Raw genomic sequence first — 13,829 nt, 5'->3', positions numbered from 1 at the left:
CGCTTCTTCGGCGAATTAGCTCAGTCGGTTAGAGCGACGGAATCATAATCCGCAGGTCCGGGGTTCGAGTCCCTGATTCGCCACCAAATACCAAAAAGCCCTGCTTCGGCAGGGCTTTTTGCTTTTCTGCTGCAGCCCTGGCAGCCGCCAGGGTCATCACATTACGCAAGCGCCCTGGCTTGCACAGGCGCCTCGGCGGCCACCGCCAACACCCAATCCGTCGTCAACGCCGGCTGCGTCACGGGCAGCATATGGCCGCCGTCGATGATGCGCAGGTTCACACGATCCAGCTTCTGCTTGAGCGCTTCGCCCTGGCGCTTGACGTTGAGGATGCGGTCTCCGCGGCCGTACAACACGTCGACAGGCACCGTCATCGATGCATAACGGCGCTCCATGTCGGGCAGATCTTCCGGGGCGGCGACCAGATCCGACGATGCCGCATAGAACACGTGCGGACGCAGCCCCAGCAGACCGCCGCCCTTGAACGGGAAATCCTTCGGCATGGCCTCGGGCGCGAACACCGCTGCGATGGCCTTGCGGGAGTTGATGATCGACAGGGGGATCGCCAGCGTCCATGACACCAGCCTGCGCACCAGCGGCGACGGCAACACCAGGCCCCCGAACGCACCCGGAGGCGCGCTCTCTGCATGCGTGAGCGGCGCAATCAACGCGAGCCGGCGAATGACTTGCGGATGGTTCAGCCCGACCGCCAGTGAAATCGCCCCGCCAAGCGAATGCCCCACCAGCACGGGCTTGTCGAGCCCAAGCTTCTCGATGCACTGCGCGACCATGCGCGCCTGCGCGTAAATATTGGCCGGCGAATCGGCGCCGCGCACGGATCGCCCTGCCCCCGGTCGGTCGATCACGATCACGCGGTGTGAGCGCGCCAGCCGTTCCATATCCAGGTAGGCAAAGTTGCGCAGATTCCCGCACAGGCCATGCACGAACACGATGGCCGGCCCCTTGCCCCGATCGGTGTAATGCACGCGATCTGCGCCGACATCGAGGAACTTGCCTTCGGGCGGAAACCCCTTGGTGACGCGGCGAGCGATGAAAAACGTGAACGCAACAGGCGCCAGGATGGCAAGCGCGATGACGCCAAGAACGATGCTGGTCATAGTGTCCCCAAAGCGGGAGGCGGTTAGGCGGGCTGCGCCGCGCCGATCGGCTGAGCGCGACGCTCGAACTGCATGGCGCTGTCGGCCAGTGTGCCGAACTTCAGCATCATCAGATCGCGCGCGTAGTTCTGATACGACTTCCACGGCTGCTTGTCACCCTGTTTGGGCAGGATGGCCGCCGCGCGTTGGATGTAGCCAGAGGTCAGATCGACGGCGGGCTCGCGGCTCATGGCTTCGTCATCAAGACGCGGCACGCAGGTATCGAAACCGTTGGCCTGCATGTGGTTGAGCAGCCTGCAGACGTATTGCGCAATCAGCTCGGCCTTCAACGTCCACGACGCATTCGTATAGCCGAACGACGACGCCAGGTTCGGCACGCCGCTGTACATCATGCCCTTGTACGACACTGTCTCGGCCAGATTCACGGCACGCCCGTCGACGGTGATGGCCGCGCCGCCCAGCACCTTCAGCTTGAGCCCCGTGGCCGTGACGATCACGTCGGCGTCGAGATGTTCACCGCTCTTGAGCTGCAGACCGGTCGGCGTGAAGCGTGCGATTTCGTCCGTCGCAATCGACGCCTTGCCCGCGCGAATCGTCTTGAACAGATCGCCATCCGGCACGAGACACAGGCGCTGGTCCCACGGGTTGTAGCGCGGGGTCAGGTGTTTGCGCACGTCGAAGCCGGGACCGATCTGCTTGCCGGCCATGCGGATGATGAAGTCTTTGAATGCCTTGGGCTTGCGACGCGCGAGGCTATAGAAGTACATCGTCAGCAGCACGTTCTTCGTACGCACCAGCCGGTGAGCGAGGCCCGACGGCAGCCAGCGGCGCAACGTGTTGGCCACGGCATCCTGCTCCGGCCGCGACACGATGTACGTGGGCGAGCGCTGCAGCATCGTCACGTGCTGCGCGGTGCCGGCCATCGCGGGCACCAGCGTGACGGCCGTGGCGCCGCTGCCGATCACCACCACGCGCTTGCCCGCGTACGACAGATCGTTCGGCCAGTGCTGCGGATGGACGATGCGGCCCTGGAACGTGTCCATTTCGGGCCACGTCGGCGCGTGGCCCTCTTCGTAATCGTAGTAGCCGCTGCACATGTAGAGGAACTTGCAGGTGAACTGCACCGGCTCCTCGCGCGTGCCATCGCTGCGCAGCGCCTGCACGGTCCAGCGCGCGGCGGTGGAATCCCAGCTCGCGCCCGTCACCTTGTGGCGGAAACGGATCGACTTGTCGATGCCGAACACGCGCGCGGTGTCGCGGATGTAATCGAGAATCGTCTGGCCGTCAGAGATGGCCTTGCTGCTGTGCCACGGCCGGAAGCTGTAGCCGAGCGTGAACATGTCGGAGTCCGAGCGGATGCCCGGATAGCGGAACAAGTCCCATGTGCCGCCGATGGTTTCGCGCCCTTCGAGGATGGTGAAACGCGCCGACGGGCAGCGCTCGCGCAGGTGATACGCCGCGCCAATGCCCGAAAGGCCCGCGCCGACGATGAGCACGTCGAGGTCGGTATCCGGCGCGGCTGCCCGGTTGCGGGGCGCGGTCCGGCTGGCGCTGTGCTTCATCGTCGTGTCCATGCGGTCTCCTGTTCGCGACCCGGCTGCGGGCGTGGCAAATTTCGTCTTAAATGTGGTGTGATTCGTCACCACTTTAATTTTCGGGCGTCCTGACGTCAAATAGCGAAATGGAGAAAACACTTGAAACAGCCGACGCACCCGCCAGAAAAGGCCGCCCGTACGGCGGTGTGCCGCCGGAGGCACGCGCAGCAGAGCGCCGCGATGCGTTGATCCGCGCTGGCACGCGGGTCTTCGGCACGGTGGGCTTTCGCAAGGCCACCGTGCGCGCGATCTGCCAGGAAGCGAAGCTCAATGATCGGTATTTCTACGCCGCGTTCGACAGTACCGAAGCCCTGCTGCGTGCGACCTACCAGCAGCATGCCGAAGACTTGCGCGCACAGGTGTCGGACGCCACCGCCGCTGTTAGCAACACGCTGGAGGCACGTGTCGACGCCGGCCTGCACGCGTTTTTCGCGTTCTTGCGTGACCCCTGCGCGGCGCGCGTGCTGCTGCTCGAAGTGATGGGCGTGAGCCCGGAAACGGACGCGACCTACCAGCGCAACCTGCTGGAGTTTGGCAAGCAGATCATGGCGAATGCCCAACTGCCCGGCGCCCCGGATGACGACGACGCCGAGCTGCGCGCCGACCAACGCATCATCGGCCTGGCCCTGGTGGGCGCCCTGACCAACGTCGGTGCAGCGTGGCTTCTGACCGGCTATCGAGACCCCGAAGAGAAGATGGTGCGCAACTGCCGCCAGGTCGTGCTCGGCACGTTGCGCGCCATGCTCGGCGCTTAAGCCCCGCCTTCCGGTTTGCCGAGCCGGACCACGGTCACGCCGGGCGCCAGATGCCGCAGCGACGGCTGCAGCAGCACGCAGTTGTCGTATGGCGTGACGATGTTCGATTCGCCATCGGTGGCGATGACGGTGCCGGCGCGCGCGATGGTTTCCATGCCGCGATAGTCGTCCACAAAGCGGAACGCCGTGGAGTTGGCGACGACCGGATCCGTCACGCGAATGCAGCGCACGTCCAGCGCAGGCGCCATGCCCAGCCATTCCGATACCGTAGATGCATCGACGGTGCCCAGCGCCACCAGGAAGCGCGCGCACGCATCCAGCGCCACATCGCGGCTCACGCGCTCGAAGTGCTGACCGCATTCGATCAGCAGCGCGTTCTTCGTACTGGCGGCATCGCCAAAGCCGCCGTAGTCGCGCAGGCGGCGGCCGGCAGCATGGCCGGCATCGATCATCAGATGCGTAGGCGCACCGACCTGGCGGCCCAATGCGACGCCTTTGGCATGCGGACCGGTCAGCATCAGCGGCTCGGCCTTCTCATGCATCGAGTGGATATCGAGCAGGTAATCCACCGTGTCGATCACCGGGCGCAACTCGCGCGCGCGGCGCAGTTCCAGCGTGTTGCCCGGGCCATCCAGCTTGTCCGCAGACCACACGCGGTTGAGGTCTTCATCGATGAAGCGCGTGGCATCCGGGTCGTTGATATCGAAGCGCTCATACGCCTCGACGTTGGCGAATGACAGCGTGAGCCTGCCACGTGCCGGACACACGCCGGCAGCCAGCAGCGCATCCACGGCAATCGCACCGCACAGCTCGTTGCCGTGCGTGAGCGCGTTGATCATGACGTGCGGGCCGGGCATTCCGCTGTCGAACGTATGGACGTAATCGATGCCGTGCGTGCCGGTTTTCCAACGGCGGATATCAGGCTTGCGCAACTCGATCGGGTAGACCGGGAGCGTGGCGCGCAGCGCCTCCAGGGTCATCATGCGAAATCCTTCGGTGTGACGAGAAGTCTGTTCAGTTGCGAGCCGCACGAGCGCGCCCGCGCAGCGTCCACAGCGAGGCCAGGCTGATCAGCGTGGTCGCAAACACATAGAAACTTGGCGACGTCTTGATGTGCGTGACACCGATCAGCCACGTGACGATCAGCGGCGAGAACCCGCCGAAGATCGTTACCGACAGGTTGTAGCTCAGCGCCAGGCCCGTGCCGCGTGTACGCGTCGGGAAAATGTCGGCGAGCAACGCAGGCAGCGGCGCCAGGATGGCTGCGAGCAATACACCAACGATGGCCTGCATGACCAGCAGCGTCCAGAACGTCGGCTGTGCCACCAGCGTGGCAAACATCGGATACGTCGACAGCGCAATCACCACCATCGCAATCGACACCACGCGGATGCTGCCGAAACGATCCGCCAGCAGGCCGAACGCCGGCGCCATGATCATCAGCATCGCGCCCGTGATCATCGTGCAGACCAGCGATGCACTGGTCGCGATGTGGAGTTGATTGATGGCATAGGTCGGCATGTAGACCTTCTGCACGTAGTTGAATGCGGTGACGGCCACGACCACCCCCGCGCCCAGCAGTAGCCCCGGCAAACCCTGCGTGAGCGTGTCGCGCAGCGGCGAGCGCTCCTGCAGCGCGGCCGGCGCTTCCGCCTGCATGGCCACGAACTCCGGCGTTTCCGGCGTATGGCGGCGGATGTAGACGCCAATCGGCCCGATCAGCAAGCCGAACAGGAACGCCACACGCCAGCTCCATGACTCCACCTGTGCCGGGGTCAGCGCGTAGGTGATCCACGCGCTCAAGCCCGCTGCCAGCAAGGTGGCGAGACCCTGCGTGGCGGCCTGCCAGCTCGCGTTGTAGCCCATGCGCTTGCCGTTGGCGTGCTCGATCATGAACGCCGTGGCAGATCCGAATTCTCCGCCGGCCGAAAAGCCCTGCAGCAGCCGCGCCACGATCACGATGGCCGGCGACCATAGACCGATCGATGCGTATGTCGGCGCGAACGCGATCATCGCCGTGCCCAGCATCATCAGCAGGATCGACCACGTCAGCGCGGCCTTGCGGCCCACGCGGTCTGCATAGCTGCCAAGCACCATCGAGCCCAGCGGCCGCATGATGAACGACACGCCGAACGTGCCGACGGAGAGCATCAGCGAACTCCACGCATCGCCCGTCGGGAAGAACAGCTTGCCGATGGTGATGGCGAAATAGCCGTAGATCAGCAGATCGTAGTATTCGAGCGCGTTGCCGACGCTGGCAGCCAGCACGGCGCGCCAGGGCGCGGGATGTCGATGGGTGTCGGCGGCGCGTGCTGCTGCGCCGCTCGCGTTGAGGGTGTGGGCTGGCATGGTTGTCTCCCCGTGGTCTGTGCCGATCCGCCTGTTTTGCCGAACAGCGCTGGCGGGCGAAGGTTGCGGAGGAGTCTAGGTGCCGCGCCGAGGCGGTTTGTGCCGTTTCGGCACAAGGTTGGGCTTTTTGCGATGCGCCTCAGGCGAGATCGGTACGGGCATTGGCGTTATCGACGGCCCGTTGCCACACCTCGTCGAGCAGCACGCTCTGGTTGCTGCGCACCCGCATCATGCGGATGTTGACGTGGATGTGCCAGGCGTCGTCGCCAGCGGGGCGCAGTTCACCCGCGTTCAGATGCGGCCTGGCCAGCCGATACGGCAGCCACGCCATGCCGAATCCACGCAAGGCCATCTCTTCCACCGCTTCGTAAAAATCCGCCTGGAACACAGGCTGCAGATGCGCCTTGCGATCAGCGGCGGCCAGATGGCTGTCCAGCATCTGCCGCAACGTCAGCCCCCGCGCAAAGGCCAGCCACGGCAGCGGCGCAGCGGCCGAACCGGGCAGCGTGAAGCGCGGGCGGCCGCGCTTGTCGGGGGCGCTCACCGGCACGAGCGTCTCGCTGCCCAGCAGGCAATGGTCGTACTTGCGCGGATCGAGCAACGCATCGGCCTGCGGGCTGGCGTAGGCGATCAGCAAATCGACGGTGCCATCGGCAAGTGCCAACACGCCTTCCTGCGTGCCGCCCGTCGTCACGCTGAGCGGAAACACGCCGCGCTGGCGCGCCAGCGTCTCATACCACCCGGGGACAAACGTGCGCGCCAGCGTGCGCCCCGTGCCGATCTTGACCGCCACGGGCAGTTGCGCCTCCCTCAGCAGCAAGCGCGCATCGTTCAGGCCGTCGACGGCATTGGCCGCTGCATCCAGAAACAAGCGCCCTGCCGCCGTGAGCGTGACCGGGTGCTCGTTGCGCTCGACCAGCGCGGTGCCCACCCATTCTTCCAGCGCCTTGATCCGGCGGCCGAATGCGGGGTGCGTGACGTTGCGGTTCTCGGCGGCGCGGCTGAAGCTGCGCGTCTTGGCCAGTTCCTTGAAGTCTTCCAGCCATTTGATCTGCATGGCGCGTCCGGTCTTGTGAGGTGGGCGGGAGGTCTGCGCATTATCTCCGCAGCCTGCGCGAACAGCCTTAACGTGCGTGCCGTATCGTTATCATCTTGCGCAAACGATCCGCCACGCCTTCATGTCCGCATCCCGCCCGCTGTCCATCGGCATTGCCGGCGCCGGTAACGCCGGCCTCGCCGCCGCCATCGCGTTTGCCCGCCAGGGGCACGACGTGCACGTCTTCGAAAAGCACCCGCAGCTGACCGCCATGGGCGCGGGCCTGCTGATCCAGCCGCAGGGCATCCGCGCGCTGGAGGCGCTCGGCGTGGGCCGTGAGCTCGAGGGCATCGGCGCGCCGATCGATCGGCTGATCGGTATAAGCCATCGCGGCTGGCGTCTGCTCGACATCGACTACGCCGAGACGCCCGGCCGCGCCGTCACGCGGCACGCGCTGTCGTCCATGCTGTACGACGCCGCCGTGCATGCCGGTGCAGCATTCCACTTTGGTTGCACGATCCAGCAATTGCTTGATGATGGTCCGCGCGCGCGGGTCGGGCACACGCAGGGCGAATCCACCTTCGACCTGTTTGTGATTGCCGATGGCGCGGCGTCTGCGCTGCGTGAGCCCGCAGGCCTGGCCGGCCCGTCGAGCACCTACCGATGGGGCACGCTGTGGTTCCAAGGATGGGTGGATGGGTGGAACCCGCGTGTGCTGCAGCAGCGCTTTCGCGGCACGCGCGAGATGATGGGCCTGCTGCCCACCGACGTGGATGGCAGCCGCACGCGCCTGTCGATGTTCTGGAGCCTGCCCGGCGATGCCGTCGACGCCTGGCGCCAGACCGACATCACACAGTGGAAGGCGCATGTGCTGAGCCTGTGGCCGCAAGCCGCGCCCATGGTCGAGCAGATCGGCTCGCACGACGATATGCCTTTTGCCGTCTATCGCCACACGTGGCCGCGCGCGTTGGCCAAACCGCCCTACTGCGTCATCGGCGATGCCGCGCATGCCATGAGCCCGCAACTCGGCCTGGGGACCACGCTGGCCGCGCAAGATGCACTCGCACTGGCGGCCTGCGTGCAAGCCCATGGCGCCGCCGATGGCGCGCTCGCCTATCACGCCCGCCGTCTGCGCACCGTGCAGGCCTACCAGACGCTAAGCCGCGCGCTGACGCCATGCTTCCAGGCGCAATACGGCGGTTGGATCCGAGACGTGGTGTTTGCCACCGGCTTGCGCGTGCCCGGTGTCGCATGGCTGATGAAACGCAGCCTGGCAGAACCGCCCGCACGTGATGCCGCATTCGCTCCGGCCGCGGCTTCCACGGCTGGGAGCGAAAAGCCCCTGGCATGACACGACGCCATCCATCGCCATGAGCCTGTTGCAGACCTTCCTTCCCGAGCATCAATTCAGCGAGCAGCACCATATACGCGTCAACGCATGCCCGGCACGCGTGCTCGACATGGTCTCGCAACTCGATGTCACCGATTTCCCGGTGGCCAGGCTATTCCTGCATCTGCGCGCCATCCCGGCGCGCATCGCCGCCGCGCTGGGCAGGCCCAGTGCGCGACGGATCGATGCCGGATTCGGCCTGCACGATTTCACGGTTCTCGGCCGCGATGGAAATCAGGAATTTGCCGTAGGCTTGGTGGGCCGTTTCTGGGAGGCCGCCGGCGGGCTCATTCGCGTGGAAGCCAGTGCATTTCGCGCGTTCTCCGACCCCGATGTCGCCAAGCTTGTCATGACGTTCGCCGCTCAGCCCGAGGGCGCCGGCACGCTGCTGACCACGCGCACGTGCGTGCATTGCTGCAGCACCAAGGCGCGCCGCCGCTTCACGCCTTACTGGTTGCTGATCCGCATTCCGAGCGGGCTGATCCGCCGGATGATGCTGCAGCGAATCAAGCAGCTTGCGGAGGCAGACGACGCCCCGCTTACACGTCCAGAATGACCAGCGTGCCGGCGCTGCCGGCGTCCACGCTGTGCGGCACGCCGGCAGGCACCACGTACAGCTCACCGCGCGAGACCGTCACCGCTTGGTCGTGGATGCGCAGGCGCAACTCGCCATCGATCACCAGCAGGCCTTCGGCATAGTCGTGCACTTCGTCGGGATACGTCGTGCCATCCATGCGCAGCACCTTGAAGTTGGCACCGCCAAAACGCTCCAGCACGCGAGACGACCATGCGCGCGGCAGCGCTTCGGCCTCTGCATTGAGATTCACAAGCGGCACACCGGCCTCGTCCAAAGAATGAGAGGTGCCGAGCATACCAGCCGATGAACGAAAAAAAGGGCGCCCCGCATTCCTGCCGTGACGCCCCTCCCGCGCAGATCAATCCGCTTCCGGTCAGGCCCCGTACGATGCGACGTCCATGTCGGACAGCGCATTGATGTCGTCGGCCGGCTTCAAGTGATCCACCCGGTAACCGTGTTTGTACACCGCAACCAGTCGCACCTCGTTCTCGGGTTCGATATTCAGCTTCATGCGGATGCGGGAGACGTGGCTATCGATCGTGCGCGTGTACTCCGAGGAATTTCGGCCCCACACCTGCCCAAAGATGTGGTCGCGCGAAAGAGTGCGGCCCACGTTCGAGAACAGCAGCAATGCCAGTTGGAATTCGATCGCTGTCAGCGTCACCCGCTCGCCGTGCAACGTGACCTGCTGTCGCTGCGGGCTGAAATGGTACGGCCCCACCGCGAACGGCAGGCGGCCATATGGAATCGGATAGGAACGACGCAGCAGCGCATCGACACGCGCACGCAGTTCAGCGATGCGGAACGGTTTGGCGATGTAGTCATCGGCGCCTTGCGTGAGTGCGCGCACCAGGCTCTTCTCGCCTTCTTCAGCCGTGACGAACAGGATCGGCAGCACTTCCCGGTGGCGGCTGCGCACCACGCTCAGCACGTCGATACCCAGCATCCCGGGCGTGTGCCAGTCGAGAATCAGCATGTCGTACGAGGCACGGCCGAGCATGCGCAGCAACGTTGCGCCATCGTTGTACGTCATCACGTCGTGCCCCGATTGGGACAGTATCTGGACGATGACTTCGCTTTGGAAGGGGTCGTCTTCGAGCAAGGCGATACGCATGTCGGGCTCCATGGAAATTGTGCACATGCGTGCCAGGAGGCTGGAGCTGGCGTTGATAGCGCCCAACCCATCGGCGATCCGTTGCATGTGTTACGTGCCGGCAATTTTCATGGCGGGGTTTGCTACGAACCATGAGAAGAGTCCTAATTTGTGAAGACCCTTGAACCGCCCGACGCCATATCCACGGAATCCGGACAAAAAAAAGCCCGGACAACGAGGTCCGGGCGGCGGTGCTTCCCACAACGTGACGGGATCGGAAACACCCAAGGGTCGCATGTGCCGGACACATCGCAGTGCACCGGGGGGAAACACTGGGACGCTTACGGGGGATGACGTCAAGGAGGGTCGACGTACTGGTCCGCACATGCGAAGCGCATGATGCCGTGGGATATGCGTGACCGGAGCACTCGTGACAACATTTGACGCGCCCGCGTTCCGGGTGGCGATACTCAGGTGGGATCGGCGTTTTCGAGTTCTCGCCGAATCGACTCGGTCAGCATATCGATCAGCAGGCGGACGCGTTTGGGAACGAACCGAGCGGACGGTGTGACGAGGTTGATCGGTTCTCCGCTGGTCGCATAGTCGGGCAGCACGCGCACCAAGCGCGGTAGCGGCGCGTTGGCGCGCGCCACGGCACTCGCGTACAGCGGCAGCGGACCGATCCCGGCGCCCGACGCGATCAACGTTTCCAGGTAGATCAGGCTGTCGGCATTCAGGCGGGCGCGCACGGCCACGGTTTTCAGGCCATCGGGGCCGACGAGGCGCCATTGCGTTTCGCCGCGGCCGGTACCGCGAAAATCGAGGCAGCAATGGTCGGCCAGCGCTTGCACTGTGTCGGGCGCACCGCGGCGCTGCAGGTAATCGGGCGAGGCAAACAGGCCGATGCGCAACACGCCAAGCGACCGCGCCACCAGCGAACTGTCGGCCAAGCGCCCCACGCGGACAGCAAGGTCAAACCCTTCCTGCACGAGATCGACATTGCGCGGCGTCAGCACGACGTCCAGATCGATCTCCGGATACTGCTGCATGAAGCGCGCCGCCACCGGGGCTACCAACAGACGGCCGACGTCTTCCGAAGACGTGATCCGGACCTTGCCGCGCGGCAGGTCCTGGAGTTCCCCAGCACAGGTCGTGGCGCGTTCAATGTCTTCCAGTGCGTGTGACGCCACCTGATACAGGCTCTGGCCCGCGTCCGTCAGATGGAGCGTGCGCGTGGTGCGCTGTAACAGTCGCACGTTCAAATCCTGCTCAAGTGCGGCAATGCCGCGGCTGACGGACGATTTCGGCAAATCGAGCCGCGTTGCCGCTGCCGTGAAGCTCCCCGCTTCGACCACGCGCACGAACAGCGCCAATTGATTCAGATCCATGGTTTCCTCCTCTTATCGTGATGCGCGCCGGCCGTTATTGTTATTGTCTCGCCTGAAGCAACATTTTTTCCCACAATAACCGACTAGTGCAAACGAGGCAACTACCCTACATTCGGCGTATGACAAATGCCGAATTTCAGGAGAACAACATGGAAACCCTCGTGCAACCGCAAGTGCAGCTCGTGCAACGTGGCCGCCGCGTGGAACGCATCATCACCGGCCGTCCCACCTCGGACGGCGCGGGCGTGAAGCTCACTCGCGTGCTGACGAACAATCTGCAACGCCGGCTCGATCCGTTCCTGATGCTGGACGCTTTCCGCAGTGACGACCCGAACGACTATCTGGCCGGTTTTCCCGACCATCCGCACCGCGGCTTTGAAACGGTGACGTACATGATCGCGGGCCGCATGCGCCACCGCGACAGCGCCGGCCACGAAGGCTTGCTGCAACACGGCGGCGTGCAATGGATGACGGCCGGTAGCGGCGTCGTGCACTCGGAAATGCCGGAACAGGAAGACGGTGTGATGGAAGGCTTCCAGCTGTGGCTGAACCTGCCTGCCCGCGACAAGATGACGACGCCGTGGTACCGCGACATTCCGTCGAACGAGATCCCCGAGTTCACGACGGAAGACGGCGTGGCCGTGCGCGTGATCGCCGGTGAATCGCACGGTGTGCAAGGCGCGATGACGCGCGAAGCGACACAGCCGCTGTACCTCGACATCACGCTGCCGGCGGGCGCGTCGTTTGCGCAGGCGCTGCCGGCCGGACACAACGCGTTCGTCTATGTGTTCCGTGGCAGTGCGCTGGTGGGCGACGCCGAAGCAGCCGGCAACGCCGGGCTGCAGCGCGTGGAAGACAAGCAGATGGCCATCCTCGCCAACACGGAGGGCAGCGACGGTGTGGTCATCCGTGCAGGCGATGCCGAGGCGCGCGTGCTGCTGGTGGCCGGCAAGCCGCTGAACGAGTCGATCGCGCAATACGGCCCGTTCGTGATGAACACGCAGGAAGAAATCTTCCAGGCCGTGCGTGACTTCCAGGCCGGCAAGTTCGCCTAAGCCCTAGCCTCAAAGAAAAACCGCCGCTCGGTGTCACCAGAGCGGCGGTTCGTCCAACAGCGCGATCTGCTCGCGCAATTCCAACACCCGGTCCTGCCAGTAGCGTTGCGTGTTGAACCACGGAAACGCGGCAGGAAACGCCGGATCATTCCACCGGCGCGCCAACCACGCGCTGTAGTGCAGCAAGCGCAGCGTGCGCAGCGCTTCCACCAGATACAGCTCGCGCGTGTCGAATTCGCAGAAGTCCTCATAGCCGGCCAGCAGGCTGGCGAGCTGCGATTGCATTGATGCGCGATCCCCCGAGAGCAGCATCCACAGGTCCTGCACAGCGGGGCCGGTACGGCTGTCGTCAAAATCGACGAAATGCGGGCCGGCGCTGCGCAGCGGATCACCCTGCTTGGCGTCGGCCTCTTCAATCCACAGCACGTTCGAGGCGTGGCAATCGCCGTGCAGGCGCAGCAGCGAAACGTCGCCCGCGCGGTCGTAGCAGCGGCGCACGCCGTCGAGTGCGGCGTCGGCCACGCTGCGCCACGCCGGCAACAAATCGGGCGGAATGAAATCGTGTTCGAGCAGCCAGTCGCGCGATTGCACGCCGAAGGTGTCGATGTCGAGCGCCGGACGGGCCATGAACGGCCGCTGCGCGCCGATGGCATGGATGCGGCCAAGGAAGCGGCCCATCCATTCGAGCGTGTCGTCCTGGTCGATGGCGGGCACGCGGCCCGCGCAGCGCGGGAAGACCGCGAAGTGCCAGCGTTCGAACGCGTGCAGCGTGCGGCCATCGATTTCCAGCGGCGCGATCACGGGGACTTCCGCCGCTGCCAGCTCGGCCGTAAAGGTGTGCTCTTCGACGATCTGCGTGTCGGTCCAGCGGCCCGGGCGGTAGAACTTGACCACCACCGGCGCGCTGTCTTCCACGCCGACCTGGTACACGCGGTTTTCGTAGCTGTTGAGCGCGAACATGCGGCCGTCCGGCATCAGCCCGACCTCCGCCAGCGCATCGAGGATGCTGTCTGGCGTCAGGCCGTCGTAGGGCGCGTCAGCTGATGCGGGTTGGCCGTCGTCGTGCATGAACGTCAGGCTTTACGACCGCCGAGCAACGCAGCCGCCTTGGCGAACAAACCATTGAACGGCTGCTTGGCCGGCTGTCCCTTGTGGGCCGGCTGCGCGGCTTGCGTGTTCGATGCACGGCGTTGTTGACCGCCCTGCCCGCCTTGTCCATTGCCATTGCCTTGGCCCTGGCCTTGACCGTTGCCCTGTCGCTGGCCGCGCGCTTGCGATTGGCCGTTGCGCGGTTTGGGCGCAGCTTGACCGTCGCGTTGGCCTTGCGCCTGGCGCTGGCGGCTGCCGCCACCATTACGACCCTGGCCTTGGCCTTGATTCTGCCCCTGCCCCTGGCCGTTGCCGCTCGACTCGCGACGCGGTTCGCGAGGCTCACGCGGAGCACGCGGCTCGCGCGGGGCAGCGTTGCCGCTG

Annotated in this window: 13 protein-coding genes, 1 tRNA gene and 1 pseudogene; 5 read left to right on the top strand and 10 right to left on the bottom strand. The window is 65.1% G+C overall.

Annotated elements, in window-relative coordinates:
- Positions 1–9 precede the first annotated feature (9 nt).
- Positions 10–86: transfer RNA gene (locus FUT88_RS07235), tRNA-Met, on the top strand.
- A gap of 75 nt (positions 87–161) precedes the next feature.
- Here the strand turns inward: FUT88_RS07235 and FUT88_RS07230 are convergent.
- Entirely contained in the window at positions 162–1,118 is a 957-nt protein-coding gene (locus FUT88_RS07230) for an alpha/beta fold hydrolase (RefSeq protein ID WP_147214406.1), read from the bottom strand.
- Between the two features lie 23 nt (positions 1,119–1,141).
- On the bottom strand, positions 1,142–2,692 hold the full coding sequence (locus tag FUT88_RS07225; RefSeq protein ID WP_147214405.1) for a flavin-containing monooxygenase: 1,551 nt from the start codon (positions 2,690–2,692) through the stop codon (positions 1,142–1,144).
- A 107-nt stretch (positions 2,693–2,799) separates the two neighbouring features.
- Here FUT88_RS07225 and FUT88_RS07220 point away from each other — a divergent pair, with 107 nt between their 5' ends.
- Positions 2,800–3,468, top strand: coding sequence for a TetR/AcrR family transcriptional regulator (locus FUT88_RS07220; protein WP_147214404.1), 669 nt, complete (start codon positions 2,800–2,802; stop codon positions 3,466–3,468).
- On the opposite strand, the gene FUT88_RS07215 is transcribed toward FUT88_RS07220, so the two are convergent.
- The 3 genes from FUT88_RS07215 to FUT88_RS07205 form a co-directional block, all read right to left on the bottom strand.
- Positions 3,465–4,451: a M14 family metallopeptidase gene (locus FUT88_RS07215; RefSeq protein ID WP_147214403.1), complete on the bottom strand. Its 987-nt coding sequence runs from the start codon at positions 4,449–4,451 to the stop codon at positions 3,465–3,467. The genes FUT88_RS07220 and FUT88_RS07215 overlap by 4 nt on opposite strands.
- A gap of 31 nt (positions 4,452–4,482) precedes the next feature.
- Entirely contained in the window at positions 4,483–5,817 is a 1,335-nt protein-coding gene (locus tag FUT88_RS07210; protein WP_147214402.1) for an MFS transporter, read from the bottom strand.
- Positions 5,818–5,956: 139 nt separating this feature from the next.
- Positions 5,957–6,874, bottom strand: a complete 918-nt coding sequence (locus tag FUT88_RS07205) for a LysR family transcriptional regulator (protein WP_147214401.1) — start codon at positions 6,872–6,874, stop codon at positions 5,957–5,959.
- A 121-nt stretch (positions 6,875–6,995) separates the two neighbouring features.
- Between FUT88_RS07205 and FUT88_RS07200 the strand changes: the two genes are divergently transcribed.
- Both FUT88_RS07200 and FUT88_RS07195 read left to right on the top strand, forming a co-directional pair.
- Positions 6,996–8,204 carry an FAD-dependent oxidoreductase gene (locus FUT88_RS07200; protein WP_147214400.1) on the top strand — a complete coding sequence of 403 codons (1,209 nt, stop codon included), beginning with the start codon at positions 6,996–6,998 and terminating at the stop codon, positions 8,202–8,204.
- Positions 8,205–8,223: 19 nt separating this feature from the next.
- On the top strand, positions 8,224–8,799 hold the full coding sequence (locus FUT88_RS07195; protein ID WP_147214444.1) for a hypothetical protein: 576 nt from the start codon (positions 8,224–8,226) through the stop codon (positions 8,797–8,799).
- Here FUT88_RS07195 and FUT88_RS07190 read toward each other — a convergent pair.
- From FUT88_RS07190 to FUT88_RS07180, 3 genes are all read right to left on the bottom strand, one after another.
- Positions 8,783–9,115 (bottom strand): cupin domain-containing protein, encoded by a 333-nt coding sequence (locus tag FUT88_RS07190; RefSeq protein WP_147214399.1) that lies wholly within the window; start codon positions 9,113–9,115, stop codon positions 8,783–8,785. The two genes, FUT88_RS07195 and FUT88_RS07190, sit on opposite strands and share 17 nt — an antisense overlap.
- 78 nt (positions 9,116–9,193) lie before the next feature.
- Positions 9,194–9,934, bottom strand: coding sequence for a response regulator transcription factor (locus FUT88_RS07185; protein WP_147214398.1), 741 nt, complete (start codon positions 9,932–9,934; stop codon positions 9,194–9,196).
- Between the two features lie 449 nt (positions 9,935–10,383).
- The gene (locus FUT88_RS07180; RefSeq protein WP_147214397.1) at positions 10,384–11,301 is read right to left on the bottom strand and encodes a LysR family transcriptional regulator; all 918 of its coding nucleotides are present in this window, start codon (positions 11,299–11,301) and stop codon (positions 10,384–10,386) included.
- A gap of 149 nt (positions 11,302–11,450) precedes the next feature.
- On the opposite strand from FUT88_RS07180, the gene FUT88_RS07175 reads away from it, so the two are divergent.
- Positions 11,451–12,356 (top strand): pirin family protein, encoded by a 906-nt coding sequence (locus tag FUT88_RS07175; protein WP_147214396.1) that lies wholly within the window; start codon positions 11,451–11,453, stop codon positions 12,354–12,356.
- A 33-nt stretch (positions 12,357–12,389) separates the two neighbouring features.
- Here FUT88_RS07175 and FUT88_RS07170 read toward each other — a convergent pair whose 3' ends face one another.
- Positions 12,390–13,424, bottom strand: coding sequence for a serine/threonine protein kinase (locus FUT88_RS07170; RefSeq protein ID WP_147214395.1), 1,035 nt, complete (start codon positions 13,422–13,424; stop codon positions 12,390–12,392).
- Between the two features lie 5 nt (positions 13,425–13,429).
- Positions 13,430–13,829, bottom strand: a pseudogene (locus FUT88_RS07165) (RNA helicase); the annotation flags it as partial.

Origin of the sequence: Ralstonia sp. TCR112, from assembly GCF_007997035.1 — a bacterium.
Lineage (GTDB): Bacteria > Pseudomonadota > Gammaproteobacteria > Burkholderiales > Burkholderiaceae > Ralstonia > Ralstonia edaphi.
The sequence above is the reverse complement of the archived record's forward strand: the minus strand, read 5'-3'. Positions and strand labels throughout refer to the sequence as shown.

What these genes read in the sequence shown, in the direction of transcription:
- FUT88_RS07230 (WP_147214406.1), bottom strand. Translation starts at nt 1,118, where the DNA reads ATGACCAGCATCGTTCTTGGCGTCATCGCGCTTGCCATCCTGGCGCCT.
- FUT88_RS07200 (WP_147214400.1), top strand. Translation starts at nt 6,996, where the DNA reads ATGTCCGCATCCCGCCCGCTGTCCATCGGCATTGCCGGCGCCGGTAAC.
- FUT88_RS07205 (WP_147214401.1), bottom strand. Translation starts at nt 6,874, where the DNA reads ATGCAGATCAAATGGCTGGAAGACTTCAAGGAACTGGCCAAGACGCGC.
- FUT88_RS07195 (WP_147214444.1), top strand. Translation starts at nt 8,224, where the DNA reads ATGAGCCTGTTGCAGACCTTCCTTCCCGAGCATCAATTCAGCGAGCAG.
- FUT88_RS07190 (WP_147214399.1), bottom strand. Translation starts at nt 9,115, where the DNA reads ATGCTCGGCACCTCTCATTCTTTGGACGAGGCCGGTGTGCCGCTTGTG.
- FUT88_RS07215 (WP_147214403.1), bottom strand. Translation starts at nt 4,451, where the DNA reads ATGATGACCCTGGAGGCGCTGCGCGCCACGCTCCCGGTCTACCCGATC.
- FUT88_RS07170 (WP_147214395.1), bottom strand. Translation starts at nt 13,424, where the DNA reads ATGCACGACGACGGCCAACCCGCATCAGCTGACGCGCCCTACGACGGC.
- FUT88_RS07185 (WP_147214398.1), bottom strand. Translation starts at nt 9,934, where the DNA reads ATGCGTATCGCCTTGCTCGAAGACGACCCCTTCCAAAGCGAAGTCATC.
- FUT88_RS07180 (WP_147214397.1), bottom strand. Translation starts at nt 11,301, where the DNA reads ATGGATCTGAATCAATTGGCGCTGTTCGTGCGCGTGGTCGAAGCGGGG.
- FUT88_RS07210 (WP_147214402.1), bottom strand. Translation starts at nt 5,817, where the DNA reads ATGCCAGCCCACACCCTCAACGCGAGCGGCGCAGCAGCACGCGCCGCC.
- FUT88_RS07175 (WP_147214396.1), top strand. Translation starts at nt 11,451, where the DNA reads ATGGAAACCCTCGTGCAACCGCAAGTGCAGCTCGTGCAACGTGGCCGC.
- FUT88_RS07220 (WP_147214404.1), top strand. Translation starts at nt 2,800, where the DNA reads ATGGAGAAAACACTTGAAACAGCCGACGCACCCGCCAGAAAAGGCCGC.
- FUT88_RS07225 (WP_147214405.1), bottom strand. Translation starts at nt 2,692, where the DNA reads ATGGACACGACGATGAAGCACAGCGCCAGCCGGACCGCGCCCCGCAAC.